At 70.5% G+C, this 15,895-nt stretch carries 15 protein-coding genes; 8 read left to right on the forward strand and 7 right to left on the reverse strand.

Annotated features, from left to right (window positions below; translation table 11 throughout):
* Position 1: 1 nt before the first annotated feature.
* The 6 genes from ABZ348_RS14075 (at position 2) to ABZ348_RS14100 (ending at position 5,763) form a co-directional block, all read left to right on the forward strand.
* A complete protein-coding gene (locus tag ABZ348_RS14075) occupies positions 2–1,117 on the forward strand; it encodes an ABC transporter ATP-binding protein (RefSeq protein ID WP_358932681.1) in 1,116 nt (371 codons plus the stop codon).
* A gap of 118 nt (positions 1,118–1,235) precedes the next feature.
* A complete protein-coding gene (locus ABZ348_RS14080; RefSeq protein WP_358932683.1) occupies positions 1,236–2,027 on the forward strand; it encodes a carbon-nitrogen hydrolase family protein in 792 nt (263 codons plus the stop codon).
* Positions 2,028–2,035: 8 nt separating this feature from the next.
* Complete coding sequence (locus ABZ348_RS14085) at positions 2,036–2,719, forward strand: RraA family protein (protein WP_358932685.1); 684 nt, start codon at positions 2,036–2,038, stop codon at positions 2,717–2,719.
* Positions 2,720–2,760: 41 nt separating this feature from the next.
* Positions 2,761–3,483 carry a 3-keto-5-aminohexanoate cleavage protein gene (locus tag ABZ348_RS14090; RefSeq protein WP_358932687.1) on the forward strand — a complete coding sequence of 241 codons (723 nt, stop codon included), beginning with the start codon at positions 2,761–2,763 and terminating at the stop codon, positions 3,481–3,483.
* Between the two features lie 151 nt (positions 3,484–3,634).
* Complete coding sequence (locus tag ABZ348_RS14095; protein WP_358932689.1) at positions 3,635–4,711, forward strand: right-handed parallel beta-helix repeat-containing protein; 1,077 nt, start codon at positions 3,635–3,637, stop codon at positions 4,709–4,711.
* Positions 4,711–5,763: a methyltransferase gene (locus tag ABZ348_RS14100; RefSeq protein ID WP_358932691.1), complete on the forward strand. Its 1,053-nt coding sequence runs from the start codon at positions 4,711–4,713 to the stop codon at positions 5,761–5,763. The genes ABZ348_RS14095 and ABZ348_RS14100 overlap by 1 nt, the downstream gene beginning before the upstream one ends.
* Positions 5,764–5,848: 85 nt before the next feature.
* Here ABZ348_RS14100 and ABZ348_RS14105 read toward each other — a convergent pair whose 3' ends face one another.
* The 7 genes from ABZ348_RS14105 to ABZ348_RS14135 are packed head-to-tail and all read right to left on the reverse strand — an operon-like array spanning position 5,849 to position 11,147.
* On the reverse strand, positions 5,849–6,184 hold the full coding sequence (locus ABZ348_RS14105; protein ID WP_358932693.1) for a TcmI family type II polyketide cyclase: 336 nt from the start codon (positions 6,182–6,184) through the stop codon (positions 5,849–5,851).
* 23 nt (positions 6,185–6,207) lie between these two features.
* The gene (locus ABZ348_RS14110; protein ID WP_358932695.1) at positions 6,208–6,687 is read right to left on the reverse strand and encodes an SRPBCC family protein; all 480 of its coding nucleotides are present in this window, start codon (positions 6,685–6,687) and stop codon (positions 6,208–6,210) included.
* Position 6,688: 1 nt separating this feature from the next.
* Positions 6,689–6,949, reverse strand: coding sequence for an acyl carrier protein (locus ABZ348_RS14115; RefSeq protein ID WP_358932697.1), 261 nt, complete (start codon positions 6,947–6,949; stop codon positions 6,689–6,691).
* Between the two features lie 52 nt (positions 6,950–7,001).
* On the reverse strand, positions 7,002–8,264 hold the full coding sequence (locus ABZ348_RS14120) for a beta-ketoacyl synthase N-terminal-like domain-containing protein (RefSeq protein WP_358932699.1): 1,263 nt from the start codon (positions 8,262–8,264) through the stop codon (positions 7,002–7,004).
* Positions 8,261–9,529, reverse strand: coding sequence for a beta-ketoacyl-[acyl-carrier-protein] synthase family protein (locus ABZ348_RS14125; protein ID WP_358932701.1), 1,269 nt, complete (start codon positions 9,527–9,529; stop codon positions 8,261–8,263). Before ABZ348_RS14125 ends, ABZ348_RS14120 begins: the two co-directional genes overlap by 4 nt.
* Positions 9,526–9,969, reverse strand: a complete 444-nt coding sequence (locus ABZ348_RS14130; protein WP_358932703.1) for a cupin domain-containing protein — start codon at positions 9,967–9,969, stop codon at positions 9,526–9,528. The genes ABZ348_RS14125 and ABZ348_RS14130 overlap by 4 nt, the downstream gene beginning before the upstream one ends.
* A gap of 56 nt (positions 9,970–10,025) precedes the next feature.
* Complete coding sequence (locus ABZ348_RS14135) at positions 10,026–11,147, reverse strand: SchA/CurD-like domain-containing protein (protein WP_358932705.1); 1,122 nt, start codon at positions 11,145–11,147, stop codon at positions 10,026–10,028.
* Positions 11,148–11,397: 250 nt separating this feature from the next.
* Between ABZ348_RS14135 and ABZ348_RS14140 the strand changes: the two genes are divergently transcribed.
* Both ABZ348_RS14140 and ABZ348_RS14145 read left to right on the forward strand, forming a co-directional pair.
* Positions 11,398–13,086 (forward strand): FAD-dependent monooxygenase, encoded by a 1,689-nt coding sequence (locus ABZ348_RS14140; RefSeq protein ID WP_358932707.1) that lies wholly within the window; start codon positions 11,398–11,400, stop codon positions 13,084–13,086.
* Positions 13,087–13,216: 130 nt separating this feature from the next.
* Positions 13,217–15,892, forward strand: coding sequence for a SpoIIE family protein phosphatase (locus tag ABZ348_RS14145; RefSeq protein WP_358932709.1), 2,676 nt, complete (start codon positions 13,217–13,219; stop codon positions 15,890–15,892).
* Positions 15,893–15,895: the final 3 nt, after the last annotated feature.

A 15,895-nucleotide genomic window follows, 5' to 3' on the forward strand; every position in this document is an offset into this window, starting at 1 on the left:
CATGACGGTATCGACACACGCGCCGCAGAAGGCGCCCCCGGAGAAGGACACACCGGCGGTACGGCTCACCGGGGTCGGGAAGACGTTCGCCGGGACCCCCGCCGTCCAGGACGTCACCCTCGACATTCGGCGCAACGAGTTCTTCTCCATCCTGGGCCCATCCGGTTGCGGCAAGACGACCCTGATGCGGATGATCACCGGCTTCGAGGTGCCCACCGAGGGCACCGTCGAACTCGGCGGCGTCCCCGCGACGGGCGTACCGCCGCACAAGCGGGACCTCAACATGCTGTTCCAGAGCTACGCCCTGTTCCCGCACCTCAATGTGCGCGACAACGTTGCCTTCGAACTGAAGGTGCGGCGGAGCCACCCGAAGGCGGACATCTCCCGGAAGGTGACCGAGGCACTGGCCCTGGTCCGGCTGGAGGGGTATGGGGAGCGTTCCATCTCCCAGCTGTCCGGCGGCCAGCGCCAGCGGGTCGCGATCGCACGGGCGCTGATCGGCCGCCCCTCGCTGCTGCTGCTCGACGAGCCGCTCGGGGCCCTGGACCAGAAGCTGCGGGCCGAGATGCAGTTGGAGCTGAAGAAGATCCAGCGCGAGGTCGGAGTCACGTTCGTGACGGTCACCCACGACCAGGAGGAGGCGCTGACCATGTCCGATCGCATCGCGATCATGGACGGTGGTCGGGTCCTCCAGGTCGATAGCCCCGAAGCCATCTACGAGCGTCCCGCCACCCGGTTCGTCGCCGACTTCATCGGCACCTCCAACTTCCTCACCGGCACGCTCGGCGGCGACCGGCTCGGAGTGGAGGGGCTCGGCAACCTCGCGGTGCCGGGCGACCACGGCGTGGCCGACGGCACCGCGGTCCATCTGGCGATCCGACCGGAGAACGTACGGCTGGCACGGGCGGAGGGTGACCTCGCCGGGCAGCCGATCAGCCTGCCGGGCACGCTCCAGCAGATCGTCTACCTGGGCAACGCCACCCGGTACCACCTCACCCTCTCGGACGGCAGCGACTTCATCGCCGAGGCCCGCGGCGCCGACCGCAGCTCCCTCGCCGTCGGCGATCCGGTGTGGGTCGGTTGGGACCCCGCGCGCTCCCGGGTGCTGGATCGATGAACCGCCCGCCGAGCCGTGGGGCACTCCCCTCGGCAGCCTCCCCCATGGCAGTCCGCCCGACCGTCGAGAACCCGACGACGGCCCCCATCACCCCGCCCCTGACCAAGGAGGCACGACCGTGAAGGTCGCCGCAGCACAGTTCGCCCCGACCGCAGACGCGGCGGCCAACCTCGTCGTCATCGAGGAGATGACACGGGAGGCGGCCGAGCAGGGTGCCGAGCTCATCGTCTTCCCCGAAGAGGCGATGATCCCCTCCGACGCCTGCGACACCCCCCTGCGGGAGCTCGCCGAGGCCCACTGGCCGGGCTTCCTCGAAGGCGTCGCGCGCATCGCGTCCGAGCAGGGCATCGCGATCATCGCGCCCGGCTACGAGGACAGCGGTACGGCACTCCCGTACAACACCATCGCCGCCGTCGACGCGAACGGCGAGGTGCTCGGGCTCTACCGCAAGATGCACCTCTACGACGCCTTCAACTACCAGGAGTCGCGGCAGGTCCAGCGCGGTGACACCGGGCCCGTCGTGGTCCGCATCGGAGACTTCAACGTCGGGCTGGTCAACTGCTACGACGTCCGCTTCCCCGAGTTCACCCGGTCGCTGATCGAGATGGGCGCGGATCTGCTCGCCGTGTCGGCAGCTTGGGTCCGCGGTCCGCTCAAGGAGGACCACTGGGCGACCCTGGTGCGCACCCGGGCGATCGAGAACACCTGCTGGGTGGTGGCGTCCTCGCTGACCACGCCCGACTGCATCGGCATGAGCATGGCCGTCGACCCGCTCGGCGTGGTGCGCGCCGCGCTCGGCGAGGAGGAGCGCTCGCTGCTCGTCGTCAACGCCGACAAGGAGCGCATCGACCGGGCCCGTACCGTCCTGCCGGTCCTCCGCAACCGTCGCATCATCATCGGACCGAGGTGACCCCTGCCATGCCACTCGACATTCGTGAACTGCCCGGACCGCTCGACGCCGAGCGCACCGAACTCCTCGACAAGTTGCGCCAGGTGGACTTCCCCACCCTGGGCCACTACCTGGAGGAAGGTTTCTGCGACCCTTCGCTCCAGCGGCAGGCGGGCACCGACAAGCTGGTCGGCCGAGCCGTGACCGTCCGCATCACCGCCACCGACTCGACCCTGCTGCACCACGTGGCCGGGCTGGTCGGACCCGGTGACGTGGTGATCGTCGACTGCGGTGGCGACCGGCGCCACGCTCCCCTCGGCGAGGTCGTCGTCAATGCCCTGGCCGCCCGTGGCGCCGCGGGCGTCGTGGTGGACGGGCTGTGCACCGACATCGACGCCCTGCGCCGGGTGGGACTGCCCGTGTACGCCTACGGCCGCACCCCCCTGACCACCAAACTGCACGGCATAGCGGACGGCGCGCTCGGCGCCCCCGTGGCCGTCGGCGGCGTGCCCGTCCACACCGGGGACGTGGTGCTCGGTGATGCGAACGGCCTGATCATCGCGCCCGTCGCCCGGCTCGCCGCCGTCGTCGACGAGGCGATCACCGATGACGCCGAGGAGCCCGAGTTGATCGCACAGCTGTGGGAGGGGGAGCCGCTGGGCTCCCTCACCGGTGCCACCGAAACGGTGCGGCGCCTTCAGGCATCCGTCTGACCTGCTGAGAACCACCCAGAACCACATCCGAAAGGCCCATCGTGTTCCTCAAAGCCGCCATCAACGGCGGGCGCTTGCAGTCCGAGCACCCGGCCGTCCCGGTCACCCCGGAGGAGATCGCCGCTGACACCCTCGCGGTGATCTCCGCCGGTGCGGACGTCGTCCACCTGCACGTACGCGAGTCGGACGGCGGACAGACCATCCGACCGGACGCACTCACCGAGGTGCTCGCCGCCATCCGTGCCGTCGCCCCGGACGCCGTCGTCGGGACCACCACCGGGTTGTGGACCTGCTCGGGCCCCGAGGAACGCTACGAGTTGGTCAAGTCCTGGACCGTCCTGCCGGACTTCGCCTCGGTTGCCTTCAGCGAGGAGGGCGCCACGGAGACGGCGTCCCTCGTCGTCGAGCGCGGCATGGTGCTGGAGAGCGCGGTGTGGACGATGGACGACGTGCCGGCGCTGCTGGCCTCGCCCACGCTCCACGACAACGTGCGCATCCTGATCGAGCCCGTCGAGGAGGACCCGACCGAGGCGGTCGTGGCGGCCCGGGCGATGGCCGCCCGGATCAAGGAGGCGGGGGTGACCTGCCCGATCCTGTACCACGGTGACGCCGCGACGGTGTGGCCCCTGGTGGAGGCGGCGAAGGAAGACGGCTGCCAGGCGCGCATCGGCTTCGAGGACGGTACGGAACTGCCCGACGGCAGCCGTGCGGCGGACAACGCGGAACTCGTGCGCGCGGTGCGTGCACTGGCTCCCCGGAGCTGACCCGTCGGCGGCCCGTGGGTCCGTCCGTACAGGCGGACCCACGGGTTGCGAAGCGGTACGCGGGCAGGGCCGTCCACCCCTTCGGGGACCGAACCCATCCATCCGCCCCGCCCCTGTGGCGAGTGGTCATGATCGCCCATAGCTTCGGCTCATGACGCAACAACATAAACGGCATAAGCGACAGATCGCCTGTGTTGTGGGGGTGACGGCGACCCTGCTCTCCGGCCTGGTCGCCGCAGCGCCCACGGCCGCCTCGGCCGCCCCGCACCTCGTGCGCGCGGGCGAGTCCATCCAAGCGGCCCTGGACGCGGCCTCCCCCGGCGACACCGTCCACGTCCTCCCCGGCACCTACCGCGAGAGCGTACGGATCACCACCTCAGGGGTGACCCTGCGCGGCTCGGGCACGAAGACCGTGATCTCACCGCCCGCCGCGGCCGACACCAGCGGTCCCTGCGCAGGCCACGGCATCTGCGTGGTGGGCACCACCACAGAAGACCTCACGGACGTATCCATCAGGTCGTTGACCGTGACCGGCTTCCCGCAGCACGGCCTGTGGGCCTCCCGCACCGACGGCCTCAACGTCCGCGAGGTGACCGCCCGGGACAACGGGGTCTGGGGGCTGGCCCAACAGCGCTCCACCCGGGCCGTCTTCCGTCACAACACCGCCACCGGCAACGGCGACGCCGGCATCTTCGTCGCCAACGCCATCGACGCGGAGGGCGGCGCCACCGACACCGGCGGAACCCTGATCGCGGACAACCGGCTCTCGGACAACCGCATCGGCATCACCGTACGACGGGTCCGCAACCTCACCGTCCGCGCCAACGAGATCTCCGCCAACTGCGCCGGCCTGTTCATCGTCGGCGACGAGTCGAAGCCCGCAGCGGGCGCGATGTCCGTCCTCGGCAACACGGTCGAGAAGAACAACAAGCTCTGCCCCGCGACCCCGAGGCTGCCCGCGATCCAGGGCTCGGGCATCGTCCTGACCGGCTCCGAGGCGAGCGTCATCCGCGGCAACGAGGTCCGCGACAACATCGGCTCCCAGCCCATGTCCGGCGGCATCGTCCTGGTGCCGAGCATGGTGGGCGCCACCAACACCGACAACACCATCGAACACAACGACGTACGCGGCAACACCACCGCCGATCTGGTCCATCGCGGCGAAGGCAGCGGCAACACCTTCACCGGCAACGTCTGCCAGTCCTCCGAGCCCGCAGGGATGTGCTGATGACCACGCTGAGCACCCGCCCCGACCAACCCGCATCCACCGGGACGACCCCGCCCCCGGCCATGCGACTGCGCGAACTCGTCTTCGGCGCAGCCGTCTCGGCCGCCGTGCGGGCCGCAGCCCGGCTCAAGGTCGCCGACGCCTTCGACGACGTACCGGTGGCGGCCGAGAAGCTCGCCACCGCCCTGGACGTCGAACCCGGGCCGCTGCGCCGACTGCTGCGCGCACTGTCCTGCTACGGCATCTTCGAGGAGCGCCCCGACGGGACCTTCGGCCACACCCCCATGTCACGGATGCTGCGTGAGGACGATCCCCAGAGCCTGCGCGCCATCGCCCTGTGGTGCACGGAACCGTGGACGTGGGCCGCCTGGCCGCGTCTCGACGAAGCCGTGGCCACGGGGGACATCGTCTTCCAGGAGCTCTACGGCAAGGGCTTCTTCGAGTATCTGCACCAGGACGCCCATGAGTCCGCGCAGGTGTTCAACCAGGCGATGACCACCTCCAGCCGCCAGTCAGCCGACGACGTCGCCCAACTGCTCGACCTCACGGGCGTCACCTCGGTCGCCGACATCGGCGGCGGTCAGGGCCATGTCCTCGCCAGTCTGCTGGAGAAGCACCCGAACGTCCGCGGCAGTCTGCTCGACCTGCCCGACGTGGTGGCCAAGGCGGACCCGCGGCTGCGCGAGGGCGGGACGCTGGCCGACCGGGTCACGGTGGTGCCCGGTGACGCCCGGCGCGAGATCCCGATCGACGCCGACCTGTACATCATCAAGAACATCCTGGAGTGGGACGACGAATCCACGCGCAGCACCCTGCGCAACGTGGTGGAGGCCGCGCGTCCGGGAGCCAGGGTGGTGGTGATCGAGAACCTCGTCGACGACACGCCGTCGATGAAGTTCACCACCGCGATGGATCTGATGCTGCTGCTCAACGTGGGCGGGGCCAAGCACACCAGGGAGTCCCTGGTGCAGCGGATGACCCAGGCCGGACTCGCTCCCCTCGTGGTGCGTCCGGTGAACGCCTACCTCCATGCGTTCGAGTCCACCGTGTGAACGCCCTGCGGCGCGATGCGACACAACGCCCGGTGCCCCGGACCCTCGTGCAGGGTCCGGGGCACCGGGCGTTGCAGGCACGGCACTAACCGCGCGTCCAGGTGTAGAACTGGCGGGCCATTGCGTCCTTGGGACTGCGCCAGGTCTCCGGGTCGTACGGGCTGATGTACGCCGTGAGCCGGTCGCTCAGCCCGCGGAACTCCGGGTGGTCCGTCACCTTGGCGATCTCGGGGCCCGGTGGGCGGTCCGCCTCGATCAGGTGCAGATACACATCGCCGAACTGGAACAGACTGCGCCGGGTGACACCGACGAGGTGCGGCAGTTCGCCGCCGTCGGACTCGGCGAAGAGTGAGGCGATGCCGTCCGCCGAGTCCGGGGCCATCTTGGCCACGATCAGCGTGCGGTGCGTGGTGTCGGCCATCTCGTCCTGCCCTTCCGACCGGTTCAGCCCGCGGCCGGGGCCGTCGTACGACGCTCCCGGTCGCGCTGCTCGATCTTGTCCCGGATCAGGGCGAGTTGGATCTTGGAGTTGCGGTTGATGTTGTCGGTCATCCACTCGTCGTCGACGGGGGCGTCCGGCTTCATGGCGAAGTCCTGCCGCCAGTGCATCCGGGTGCCGCCGGGCACCTCGGTGTACTCCCAGTGGATGTCCATGTGCTGGAACGGGCCGGTCTCCACCCGACGCGCCCGCACAGTGCGGCTGGCCCGGTCGGGGGTGCGCTCGGAGACCCAGCTCCACACCTTGCCGTTGTCGTCGGGGTGCATGGTCAGTCGGAAGGTGGTGGTGTCCCCCTGCCGCTCCAGCACCTCGACCGACGCGTACTCGCTGAAGAGCTGGGGCCAGTTCTCCAGGTCGTTGGTGATGTCCCAGACCAGGTCCAGGGGTGCGGCGACAGTGATCTCGTTCTCCGTGTGTCCGGGCACTTCAGGCTCCGCTCTTGGTGAGGGTGTTGTTGACGAGTGCGAGGAATTCCCGCGGGGTGGCGCACTTCTCGGCATCGGCCGGCATCGAGGCGCCGCGGTGGTTCTCCAGTGCGGCGACGATGCCGAGCAGGCCCAGCGAGTCCAGGCCGTAGGCGTCGAAGCGCGAGTCGAGGTTGTCCGCCAGGTGGTCCGGCTCGACGGCTATTCCGGCGTTCTTGCGCATGAGCGCGGCGAGTTCCTGGGGGGTCAGTGCCTCAGACATGGGGTGTTCTCCTTCGGGTGTGGCGTGGTCGGGCTGTGCACCCGTTCGTGGATCAGGCGGTGTCGACGATCCGCACGACCAGCGCGGCGTTCGACCCCATCAGCCCCCGGCTGAGCACCAGGGCGGTGCGCAGGGGTGCACGACGGGCCCGGCCGGTGACGACATCGATGTCATGGCAGACGTCGAAGACGTTCGGTGTGGGAGGGACGAGACCGTGCTCCATGGCCAGGACCGCGGCGGCCACATCGAGCACCGGACCCCCGCAGTAGGCCCGCCCGATGCCGGTCTTGGGCGCGGTCACCGGCACTCGGCGGCCGTGCTCGCCCAACGCGTCGACGAGGGCGAGGGCTTCGGCCCGGTCCGCTGCGGGCGTTCCGAGCGCATCGGCGAAGACGACGTCCACTTCCTCGGGGGCGCAGTCGGCTTCGGCGAGCGCGCCTTGGATCGCCCTCGCCAGACCCTGCCGCGACTCCTCCCAGCGGGAGGGGCCGGTGAAGGTGGCCGCGTGTCCCGCGATGCGGGCCCGGGGGCGGGCACCCCGGCGCCGAGCCGCCTCGGCTTCTTCGACGACCAGCATCCCACCGCCTTCGGCCGGTACGAAACCGTGGGCGTCCCGGGTGAAGGGCCGGTAGGCCCGGGCCGGATCGTCGCTGGTGGACAGGTCCTCGTAGCCGAGTTGGCACACGACCGAGTACGGCGCGAGGGGCGCTTCAGCGGAGCCGACGACGACCGCGTCCGTGCCCCGGGCGATGGCGCCCGCGGCATGGGCGAACGCGTCCAGACCGCCCGCCTCGTCGCTGCACACCACCCCGCAGGGCCCCTTGAAGCCGCCGCGGATGGATATCTGGCCGGTGCTGGCCGCGTAGAACCAGGCGATGGACTGGTACGGACCCACGAACCGGGGGCTCTTGCCCCACAGCTCCTGGAGTTCGCGCTGTCCGAACTCGCCCCCTCCCGAGCCGGACGCGGTGACCACGCCGACGTCGAACGGCGAGTCCTCGTAGTCCGCGCGGCCGAGTCTGGCGTCCGCCAGGGCGAGGTCGGCCGCCGCCATCGCGAAGTGCGTGAACCGGTCCGTCTGGACGAGGAACCGGTCCTCGACCATGGTGCCCGGGTCCAGGTCGCGCACCTCGCCGCCCACCTTCAGCGGAAGGTCCGCGCATCCCTCGCGGGTGATCCGGTCCAGGACGTTGATGCCCTCCTGGGTGGACTTCCAGAAGACGTCGGCACCGATTCCGTTCGGGGCGATCACACCGATGCCGGTGATCACCGCGTCCCGGCGCCCCGGATCGCGTTGCGTACGGGAGCCGCTCATGGTGCCCTCCCATCGGGCCTGGTCATGACGACCGCGGACTGGAACCCGCCGAATCCGCTGCCGACGGAGAGCACATTGCGCAGCTTCCTGGCCCGGGCGGTGCGCGGGACGTAGTCCAGATCGCACTCGGGGTCCGGGGTCTCGTAGTTGGCGGTGGGCGGTACGACCTGACGGTCCATCGCGAGGACGCAGGCGACGAGTTCGATCGCACCGATCGCGCCCAATGAGTGCCCCACCATCGACTTGATGGAGCTCATGGGCGTGTCGTAGGCGTGCGCGCCGAGGGAGCGCTTGACCGCGGCGGTCTCGTGACGGTCGTTCTGTTTGGTGCCCGAGCCGTGCGCGTTGACGTAGTCGATGGTCGAACTGTCGATCCGGGCGTGGGCGAGGGCGGTGTCGATGGCGCGGGCCATCTCCAGCCCCTCGGGGGTCAGTCCGGTCATGTGGTACGCATTGCCGAAGGTGGCGTACCCGCTGATCTCGCAGTACACGGTGGCACCGCGGGCGCGGGCGTGTTCCAACTCCTCCAGCACCAGGACCGCACCGCCCTCGCCCATGACGAACCCGTCCCGGTTGGCGTCGAACGGCCGTGATGCGTGGGCGGGGTCGTCGTTGTTGGGCGAGGTCGCCTTGATGGCGTCGAAGCAGGCGACCGTGATCGGGGAGATCGGCGAGTCGGACGCGCCGGCGATGCAGATGTCGGCGCGGCCCTCCTCGATGGTGTGGAAGGCGTATCCGACGGCGTCGAGCCCGGATGTGCAGCCGGTGGAGACGGTCTGCACCGGGCCGTGCGCACCGATCTGTTCGGCGACCGCGGAGGCGAGCGTGCTGGGCGAGAAGGCGCGGTGCAGGTCCGGACCGGCCGGGCGGTGGTCGACGTCCCAACGCTCCCCGCGCGAGGACACGGCGACGTAGTCGTGCTCCAACCGGGTGGTGCCGCCCACCGCGGTTCCCAATGACACACCGATGCGCCACGCGTCCTGCTGTTCGGGGTCGAGCCCCGCGTCGCGTATCGCTTCCCGGGCCGCCACCAGCGCGAACTGGATGTACCGGTCCGAGCGGGCCGCTTCGACCGGGTCGAGTCCATGGGCGTCGGGGTCGAAGTCGACCTCGGCGGCGATGCGGGAGCGGAAGCCCTCCGGGTTGAAGAGGGTGATGCCCCGGGTGGCCGTGCGCCCGTTCTCCAGGAGGTCCCAGAACGCCGGGGCGCCGACACCGCCGGGGGCCACGACACCGACCCCGGTGACCGCCACCCGCCGCTTCATGAGACCGCCCCGGACCGTTCCGGTGGCCTGCCTTCGTCGACGGCCGATGTGCTCTCGGGCGCCTCGGTGTCGACGTGGCCCAGCTCGGGGCGGGGCGCGAGCGGGCCGAGGTGGAAGACCATGCGCGCCTCAACATTGCCGACGTTGCGGAACCGGTGCCGCATATTGAGCGGGATCAGCAGCCCCTGGTCGGGGCGGAGCTTGTGGGTCTCGCCGTCCAGGTCCACTTCGAGGAGGCCGCTCACCACATAGATGAACTCCTCGGAGTACGGGTGGTAGTGCTCGGCGATGCGCTCACCGGGCTGCACGATCGCCAGACCCATGAACCCGCTGGTCGCTCCCACCGCGGTGGGGGTGAGCAGGGCACGCAGATCGCCTCCGCGGCGGGTGTTGGGCAGGGTCTCGCTGAGGTCCACGATGCGTGGGCTGTGCGTGGTCATTCTCGTTCCTCCAGTTGGCCGCGGGCGGGTTCGGCCGGCCGCGGAGCCGGGCGGGGTCAGGACTCGGGCGGGGCATAGCGGTCGGTGATGAGCTGCATGTCGGCGTCGCGGAGGAAGCGGGAGATCTTCGCTTCGTCGCCGTCGGCGACGCGTTCGCCGCCGATGAGCAGCCGCGCGAGGGTCGCCGCCTTGCGGTGGCCCTGGATCCCGAGGGCCAGCGACGGCTTGCCGGTGAGCGGTCCGCTCACGTCGATCAGCCGGACCACGATGTCGTCGCGCTGGAAGACGGTGCTGCTCGCCACCGGGCTGCGGGGATCGTCGGCGGCCACCTCGTCCTGCTGGGCGAGGAACCGGGCTACCGCGAGCCCGCAGTCGGCCTTGGCCCGGTAGAACAGCGCGTGCCGGTTGACCTCGTCGCCGCTGCGGCCGTCGGCTGCCACGTGGTGGACGGCGGGGAGCGCGGCGCGGGTGAAGAAGAGCCGGGCGGAGTTGGGGTCGTCCAGGTCCCGGTCCTGCTCCAGATAGGGGTTGATGGCCTCTTCGACGGCCCGCACCTCGGGCTGTCGTGAGACATGGCGCAGCGCGGCCATCAGATCGCCCTGCACTTCGATGGCGCGCACGATGCGGTTGCCCTGCATGAAGAGGGAGGTGCGGCGCAGCCGGGTGTGTTCGTCGACGCGGGCGGCCGGTGAGCTGTAGCCGGCGAGGATCTTGGCGACGGCCTGCTCGCTGCCCGGCTTGACGGTGAAGGTGAGGGCGTGGCGCACCACGCCTTCACCGACGCGGGGTGCGGCCTGGAGCCCGGCCCGGGCGGCGGGGTGGGTGGCGACGAAGGGCTGTCCGGTCTCGCGCAGCACGCTGAAGCGCAGCGAGCGGGTGTCCCGCACACAGCTGTGCAGGGGCTGGACGGTCTCCACGTGTTCCTCGCTGTTGACCCAGGCGAGGAAGGGGGGTGCGCTCTCCCACTCGCTGGTGATGAGCCACTGCGAGGGGTTCTCGATCGACTGGCAGAGCTGGTCGCTGATGTGGCCGGGCACCGAGGCCACGTGGTTGCGCATGTGCTCGTACGCCTCAAGGAACTGCTTCTGGGCTCCGTCGTGGAGGTCCAGCAGCAGAATGACCCGCAGTCGTGAGCCATCGAAGGCGGACTGCGATATCCGTTCCGACAGGGTGGTCATCCCTCTTCACACTCCTTCGCGACTGAGCCGCCGCCACAGGGATGGCCCGTCGTCAGTCATCAGTGGGAAATCCGCCCGCGGCGACCTTCGATGGGGTCGGGCCGCTGCGGTGATGTGCGCCATCGCCCCGCTGGGCGCGAACGCGCTCTCGTGAACCGATCGTGGTCCCGTACCACGTGTGGCGCGAGTGATGGGCACCATGCGGGTGAATGGGCGAGGCAACAGCCGGCCCGGTGGGCACACAAACTGCATGGAAGAGCCCCCAGCAAACACCACCGAGACCACTGTTCACCGGGTGCCGGTACTGATCGTGGGCGGGTCCCTGGTGGGCCTGTCCACGTCGATGTTCCTCAGCAGGCACGGCATCGGGCACCTGCTCGTCGAAAAGCACTCGGGCACCTCGACCCATCCCCGTGGCCGCGGCATCAACGTCCGTTCGATGGAACTGTTCCGCCGTGCCGGGGTGGAGGGGGAGATCCGCGAGGCCGCCGCGGTCCTCGCCGGCAACCACGGCATCCTCCAGGCCCGCTCGCTGACCGGCGACGACCAGGAGTGGTTGTTCAAAGAGATCGACCCGGGTGGCGGGCTGGCCCGGATCAGCCCGTCCGGCTGGTGCCTGTGCAGCCAGAACGACATCGAGCCCGTGCTCGCCCGGCATTCGCGCGAGTACGGGGCGGAGTTGCGGTTCTCGACCGAACTCCTCACCTTCGATCAGGACCCGGACGGGGTGACCGCCGTCGTCAAGGACCATCTGACGGGTGAGCACACCACCGTGCGTGCGGACTACCTGGTGGCGGCCGACGGGCCGCGCAGCCCGGTGCGGGAGCAGTTGCGCATCGGGCAGAGCGGCAACGGCGAGCTGTTCCACAACGTGAGCCTGACCTTCACCTCCCGCGGGCTCGCCGCGATCGTCGGCGACCGGCGCTTCATCGTCTGCTATCTGACCGAGCCGGACGCCGACGGTGCCCTGCTGCCGGTGGACAACGGCGAGCACTGGGTGTTCCACGCGCCGTGGCATCCCGAGCGGGGCGAGACGCTGGAGGACTTCACCGACGAGCGTTGCCGCGAGCACATCCGCAGGGCGGTCGGGGCTGCCGACCTCGATGTGGAGATCACCGGAAAGGCCCCGTGGCACGCCGCCGAACGGGTGGCGTTGCGCTACGGCGAAGGCAGGGTCCTGCTGGCGGGCGACGCCGCGCACGAGATGTCGCCGACCGGGGCCTTCGGTTCCAACACCGGCATCCAGGACGCCCACAACCTGGCCTGGAAGCTGGCGGCGGTGCTGGGCGGCTGGGCCGGCCACGGGCTGCTCGACACCTACGGCGAGGAGCGGATGCCGGTGGCCCGGGCGACCAGCGAGCGCGCATCGGCCCGCTCGGTCGAACACAGTCACCCCGGCTACACGCCGGCCATCACCCCCGGCGGCGGCCCGCAGGGCGGCGTCCTCACCGTGGCCATGGGGTACGGGTATCCGTACGGTGCGGTCATCGGTGCCGACGCGGGCCGGCCCGTGGTGCCGGGCGAGCTGCGGCTCGTCGGTGAGCCGGGCACCCGCGCTCCCCATCTGTGGGTGGTCAGGGCGGGCGAGCGGCTGTCGACGCTGGACCTGTACGAGCGCTCGTTCGTGTTGCTGTGCGGCGAGGGGTCCGAGTGGGCGGACGGCGGTCGAAGGGCAGCAGCCCGTCTTGCGGTTCCCCTGGACGTGTACGGGCTGGGCGGCGGCGCGGATGCCGATCTGGCCCCCGAGGTGGGTCCGGAGTGGGCGGAGCGGCACGGGTTGACGGACCGGGGTGCCGTCCTGGTCCGCCCGGACGGGTTCATCGCCTGGCGCTCCGAGGGCGCGGCGGCGGATCCGGAGGAGAGCGTGGCCGCCGCGCTGGTCGAACTCCTGCGCCTCGGCTCGGTGCCGGAAGTCCCCGGTGCGGTGCACGGGCGGTAGCCGTCCAGGCGGGTCGCCTCGTCGGCGGTCGCACGGACGGCTCGGGCCCCTGGGCCCGGCCGTCCGTGCGACCGCCGTGTTCCACGGTGCGCGAACGGCCCGCCGTACACGGGAGGTGTAGAAAGAGGACATGGCCCAACGGAACGGCCGGCGCTCGGTCCTGGGGATGAGGACCGTCGCGGGCCAGGTCTTCCTCCTCCAGGTGGCGATCGTGCTGCTGCTCGTCGCCACGTGCATCGTCGCGCTCGTCCTCCAGTCGCACGCGGACAGCGAGAACGAGGCGGTGAGCCGCTCCCTGGCGGTGGCCGAGACATTCGCCAACTCGCCCGGCGTGGACGCTGCGCTCAAGAGCGCCGCACCGGCCGTGATCCTCCAGCCGCGCGCCGAGGCCGTGCGCGAGGACGCCGACGTCGACTTCCTGGTGGTCTTCGGCAGGGACGGCACCCGCTATTCCCATCCGGTGCCGGGGCTGATCGGCAAGAAGTTCACCGGCGACTTCCAACGCGTGCTCGACGGCGAGACCGTCACCAAGAAGCTCGACAGCGGCATCGGGCCGCTGGTGCAGGTCGCGGTCCCGGTGCGGGATCGGGACTCCACCGTCATCGGGGCGGTGTCGGCGGGGGTGACGTTGGAGCGGGTCAGCGGGGCGGCCAACGACCAGTTCCCCCTGATCTTCGGCGCGGCGGGCGTGGTCCTGGTGCTCACCACCGCGGGGGCCGCCCTGGTGAGCAAGCGGTTGCGCCGCCAGACCCACGGTCTGGGACCGGAAGAGATGACCCGAATGTACGAACACCACGATGCGGTGTTGCATTCGGTTCGGGAGGGAGTCCTCATCGTCGGTGGGGAGGGACGCCTCCTCCTCGCCAACGACGAGGCACGACGGCTACTCGACCTGCCCGCCACGGTGGAGGGCCGCCGGGTGGCCGAGGTGGGGTTGGAGCCGCGGACCGTCGAACTGTTGGAGTCGGGCCGGGTGGCCAGCGACGAGATGCACCAGGTCGGCGACCGGCTGCTCGTGGTCAATCAGCGACCCACCGATCGGCACGGCGGCCCGCCCGGCAGCGTGGCGACCTTCCGGGACACCACCGAACTCCAGGCGCTCAGCGGCCGGGCGGACATCGCCCGGGGCCGGTTGAAGCTGCTGTACGACGCCGGTGAGGAGATCGGCACCAAACTCGACGTGGTGCGCACCTGCGAGGAACTCGTGGAGTTCGCCGTCGACAGGTTCGCCGACTACGCGACCGTCGATCTGGTGGAGGAGGTCCTGCGCGGTGAGGAGCCGCTGAAGATCGGCGCGGGCGAGACGATGCGGCGGATCGCCGCGGGTGGCCACGGCCTGGACACGGCACACTTCCAACTCGACACCGTCATCCGCTATCTGCCCTCCACCCGGCTGGGCGACGGGCTGAACCGGGGCGAAGCGGTGCTGGAGCCGGTGCTCAACACCTTCAACGGGTGGGAGCAGCAGGCGCCGGAGCGGGCGCGGGTCCTGGTGGAGTCCGGATTCCATTCGATGATCGCGGTTCCGCTGCGGGCGCGGGGGGCCATCCTGGGGGTGGCGATCTTCTGGCGTGCGGAGCGGCCCGAAGCCTATGACGAGGAGGACCGCTCGCTCGCAGAGGAACTGGTGGCCAGGGCCGCGGTGAGCGTGGACAACGCCCGCCGCTACTCGCGCGAGCACACCATGGCCGTCACCCTGCAACGCAGTCTCCTGCCCCGTGGGCTGCCGGAGCAGGACGCCCTCGACGTCGCCTTTCGGTACCGGCCCGCGCAAGCCGGGCTCGGGGGCCTCGGCGGTGTGGGCGGGGACTGGTTCGACATCATTCCGCTGCCCGGCGCCCGGGTGGCCCTGGTGGTGGGGGACGTGGTCGGGCACGGACTGCACGCGGCGGCCACCATGGGCCGACTGCGGACCGCGGTGCACAACTTCTCCACCCTGGATCTGCCGCCGGACGAGTTGTTGTGGCACCTCGACGAGTTGGTGACCCGCATCGACCAGGACGAGGCCGAGGGCGGCGTGGAGGCGGGTGTCACCGGCGCCACCTGTCTGTACGCGATCTACGATCCGGCGTCGGGGCGGTGCACGATGGCCCGGGCGGGACATCTGCAACCCGTGGTCCTGCGACCGGACGGTAGCGCCGAGATCGCCGACGTACCGGGTGGGCCGCCGTTGGGCCTCGGGGGGCTGCCCTTCGAAACGTTGGAGGTGGAGCTTCCCCGCAACAGTTCGCTCGTCCTGTACACGGACGGTCTGGTGGAGGATCGCACCCGTGACATCGATGTGGGGCTGTCCATGTTGTGCGACACACTCCGCGGGCATCCGGAGCGCACTCCCGAGGAGATCTGCGAGGCGGTCCTGGATGCCATGCTGCCCGAGCCCCAGCGGGACGACATCGCACTGCTGGTGGGACGCACCAAGGTCTTCGAGGCGAGCGAGGTCGCCGACTGGGAGGTGCCCAGCGACCCTTCGGCGGTGGCCGAGGTGCGGGCAGCCGTCGCGCAGAAGCTCGACGAGTGGGGTTTGGAGGACGCGGCGTTCACCACCGAGTTGATCCTCAGTGAGTTGGTGACCAACGCGATCCGGTACGCCACCGGGCCCATTCGGGTGCGGCTGATCCGGGAGCGGGCCCTGATCTGCGAGGTGTCGGACCGCAGCAGCACCTCGCCCCATCTGCGCCAGGCCACCATCACCGACGAGGGCGGCCGGGGGCTGTTCCTGGTGGCGCAGTTCGCCGAACGCTGGGGAACGCGCTACACCCCGGGGGGCAAGGTGATCTGGACGGAACAGCCGCTGCCGGACTCGTAATGC

Origin of the sequence: Streptomyces sp. NPDC005963, assembly GCF_040638655.1 — a bacterium.
In the GTDB taxonomy this organism is placed as follows: domain Bacteria; phylum Actinomycetota; class Actinomycetes; order Streptomycetales; family Streptomycetaceae; genus Streptomyces.

Coding starts and splice junctions, on each gene's coding strand:
- ABZ348_RS14125 (WP_358932701.1), bottom strand. CDS start 9,529: ATGAAGCGGCGGGTGGCGGTCACCGGGGTCGGTGTCGTGGCCCCCGGC.
- ABZ348_RS14135 (WP_358932705.1), bottom strand. CDS start 11,147: ATGACCACCCTGTCGGAACGGATATCGCAGTCCGCCTTCGATGGCTCA.
- ABZ348_RS14145 (WP_358932709.1), top strand. CDS start 13,217: ATGGCCCAACGGAACGGCCGGCGCTCGGTCCTGGGGATGAGGACCGTC.
- ABZ348_RS14075 (WP_358932681.1), top strand. CDS start 2: ATGACGGTATCGACACACGCGCCGCAGAAGGCGCCCCCGGAGAAGGAC.
- ABZ348_RS14095 (WP_358932689.1), top strand. CDS start 3,635: ATGACGCAACAACATAAACGGCATAAGCGACAGATCGCCTGTGTTGTG.
- ABZ348_RS14130 (WP_358932703.1), bottom strand. CDS start 9,969: ATGACCACGCACAGCCCACGCATCGTGGACCTCAGCGAGACCCTGCCC.
- ABZ348_RS14100 (WP_358932691.1), top strand. CDS start 4,711: ATGACCACGCTGAGCACCCGCCCCGACCAACCCGCATCCACCGGGACG.
- ABZ348_RS14120 (WP_358932699.1), bottom strand. CDS start 8,264: ATGAGCGGCTCCCGTACGCAACGCGATCCGGGGCGCCGGGACGCGGTG.
- ABZ348_RS14085 (WP_358932685.1), top strand. CDS start 2,036: ATGCCACTCGACATTCGTGAACTGCCCGGACCGCTCGACGCCGAGCGC.
- ABZ348_RS14140 (WP_358932707.1), top strand. CDS start 11,398: ATGGAAGAGCCCCCAGCAAACACCACCGAGACCACTGTTCACCGGGTG.
- ABZ348_RS14105 (WP_358932693.1), bottom strand. CDS start 6,184: ATGGCCGACACCACGCACCGCACGCTGATCGTGGCCAAGATGGCCCCG.
- ABZ348_RS14115 (WP_358932697.1), bottom strand. CDS start 6,949: ATGTCTGAGGCACTGACCCCCCAGGAACTCGCCGCGCTCATGCGCAAG.